Genomic DNA, 2433 nt, shown 5'->3' on the forward strand with positions numbered 1-2433 from the left:
GTATAAAAGAATGTCCTGGAAAAATGATTGCTGGAGTTCTAAGAAAAAGCATTGTTGTGATGACTGGTGGAAATCTAAAGAAAAGAATCATTGTGATGATGATTGGAGTTCTAAGGAAAAGCATTGTAATGATGACTGGTGGAAATCTAAAGAAAAGAATCATTGTGATGATGATTGGAGTTCTAAACGAAATAAGTGTCGTTGTAAATGTTTCTTTATTTGTTGTCATTGTAAAAGAAAAAATTGGTAATATTTTCGATATCGACTTAAAAGAGAGAACATGTCTTTTGTGACCGATAAATACTAGAATGTAATATACAAAAAGCTGACTAAGTATAGTCAGCTTTTTGTCAATGAACACGTAGAGATTTATTTTAATATAGTTCTTATTAGAAAAGGATTATTTTATATAGATTACTATAAGCATCCATAAAGCCAAGGCGCCAATGATAGCGAGCGCTATACGTGTAGATAGTACCCTTAATTCAAAGTCTGTTTTCTTGGAGGGTTCAGGATATGCAATTATGTAGATTCCCTTTAATAATGCAAGCCATGCAATAACCGTTAGGAACCCCTGCCAGTTGAATACCCATACATTATGTAGGATTACACTACCTAACCCTAGGAAAATCGATAGAAAACCATACATAATACCAAATCCTCTGTCTTCAACCACTAATTTTTTCAATTCACGTAGTACCGATGGACGTACGAAAAGTATTCCCGATACGATAACCGTTATCTATCCCCAAAACAATCCTAAAAAAGTACTAGTTTCCATTATTAGTTCACTCCCCTCAATTATTTATATTTCAGATATTCCCCCCTTTAGAACAATTCCAACATCTTTATATATAGGCTAAATTCTGCTCTTTTTTAATACAATCATGGCATATTCTATGCCCATCCTTAATCACCTCATTTCTCTACAAAATGAAATTTTTATATCATTCTTCATCATCATCTATCCGAATCAACCGAAGTCGCTTTGTACTATTACCGCACATTTTTTCATAGCTTGGAGCTAACATGCACCRAAGCCAAYMTAATGATTTATTCACCCTTTCACTAACCTCTAAAAYTGTCCCCTCTKTAATAAAATRATCACCTTGATAMAAYGTWTACTCGYTTGTCCCATGGAATCATCATTATTCCCSWCCCTATTAAAATAGCGTTTTGTTTCAAATAATGCTCTCATTAATTTGGACGCATTTACCAGTATATTTACCAAAAAATTCATGATATCGTTAACTAGTCGAGTACGTCATTACTTGACGATTACCCTTAGGAGCCCCGCAGACAATCGGGGTTCCTTTTATTTAAATAAGGATTTTGTTTAAACTTTACAAAACTCACCTATATTAAAMTATCTTCTAAAATTCCCATTGAACATTTATAATACTTTTAAACGGTTTAAATTCTACAATCAGTAATGGAGGCATTTTAATGGGAAACATCCCAAAAATATCATCACAACAATCAAATCCTAAGATACCCTCACAGCAAGTGAACGCTAACACCAAACAAGGTAATAATAAAAAAACAAGACGCCGTATTATAACTACCTTGGCTTTTATATTATCTGTAATTTTTGTCCTTCAATATTCTCTTAATAACCAACAAGAAATGATTAAAGAAAAACAAATCACGCTTAATACGGAGCAACAAAAATTATCTTCTTTAAAGAAGGATGGTCATTCCCTTAAAAATGATGTTAAGGCTTTAACAGGTAGTGAAGAAGAAATTTTAAAATTCGCAAGGAAACTGTATGGATTTTCCAAACCGAATGAAACTATATTTCAAATAACTGAATAAAATTACACTGCATTACCCAAAAGGCGATTTGACGATAATCGCCTTTTTATATTTAATTTCTAAAATAAACATACTAATTTCTTTTTCTATCAAATAACTATTTTGTTTAATTTATTAAAATACAACCGCTTGTCCATTTCACATTGCTCTATCATTACATTTACTATTAGTAATACGATTTTTAGAGGTAATATATAATGGACGAGTTTTTATCTTYTGCTGCRCTWAAYCCGGGTTCWATTGGACYTACMCTTCCACCTGTTCCACCCTTTCAATTCCCTACCGGTTCAACTGGATCAACCGGACCAACTGGATTTAATCTTCCTGCTGGGCCTGCTTCTATTACCTTGACTTCTAACGAAACCACAGCATGTGTACCCACTCAAGGAAATAATACTTTATTTTTTGGGGTCAAGTATTAGTAAACAGTAGTCCTACTCCAGGAGTAGTGGTCAGTTTTTCATTTAGTAACCCTTCTCTTGCTTTCATGGTTCCTCTTGCTGTCATTACCAATTCTTTAGGTAACTTTACCGCTTTATTTCTAGCCGCTAATGGGTCTGGAACAGTAACCGTTACTGCTTCACTTCTTGATTCTCCTGGAACAATGGCTAGCGTCAC

At 33.7% G+C, this 2433-nt stretch carries 4 protein-coding genes and 1 pseudogene; 3 read left to right on the forward strand and 2 right to left on the reverse strand.

The features are described from left to right. Positions 1 to 293: hypothetical protein (locus AC1DJR_RS26385; protein WP_477003900.1), on the forward strand; the 293-nt coding region annotated here is incomplete at its 5' end. A gap of 107 nt (positions 294 to 400) precedes the next feature. Here the strand turns inward: AC1DJR_RS26385 and AC1DJR_RS26390 are convergent. Continuing rightward, positions 401 to 742, reverse strand: coding sequence for a hypothetical protein (locus AC1DJR_RS26390; protein ID WP_234879583.1), 342 nt, complete (start codon positions 740 to 742; stop codon positions 401 to 403). 704 nt (positions 743 to 1446) lie between these two features. Here AC1DJR_RS26390 and AC1DJR_RS26395 point away from each other — a divergent pair. Both AC1DJR_RS26395 and AC1DJR_RS26400 read left to right on the forward strand, forming a co-directional pair. Beyond that, complete coding sequence (locus AC1DJR_RS26395; RefSeq protein WP_429687113.1) at positions 1447 to 1815, forward strand: FtsB family cell division protein; 369 nt, start codon at positions 1447 to 1449, stop codon at positions 1813 to 1815. A 197-nt stretch (positions 1816 to 2012) separates the two neighbouring features. Further along, positions 2013 to 2069 (forward strand): annotated as a pseudogene (locus AC1DJR_RS26400) (exosporium leader peptide-containing protein); the annotation flags it as partial. 157 nt (positions 2070 to 2226) lie between these two features. On the opposite strand, the gene AC1DJR_RS26405 reads toward AC1DJR_RS26400, so the two are convergent. Next, positions 2227 to 2433: hypothetical protein (locus AC1DJR_RS26405; RefSeq protein WP_477003901.1), on the reverse strand; the 207-nt coding region annotated here is incomplete at its 5' end.

Source organism: Bacillus sp. 05T31 (assembly GCF_056396725.1).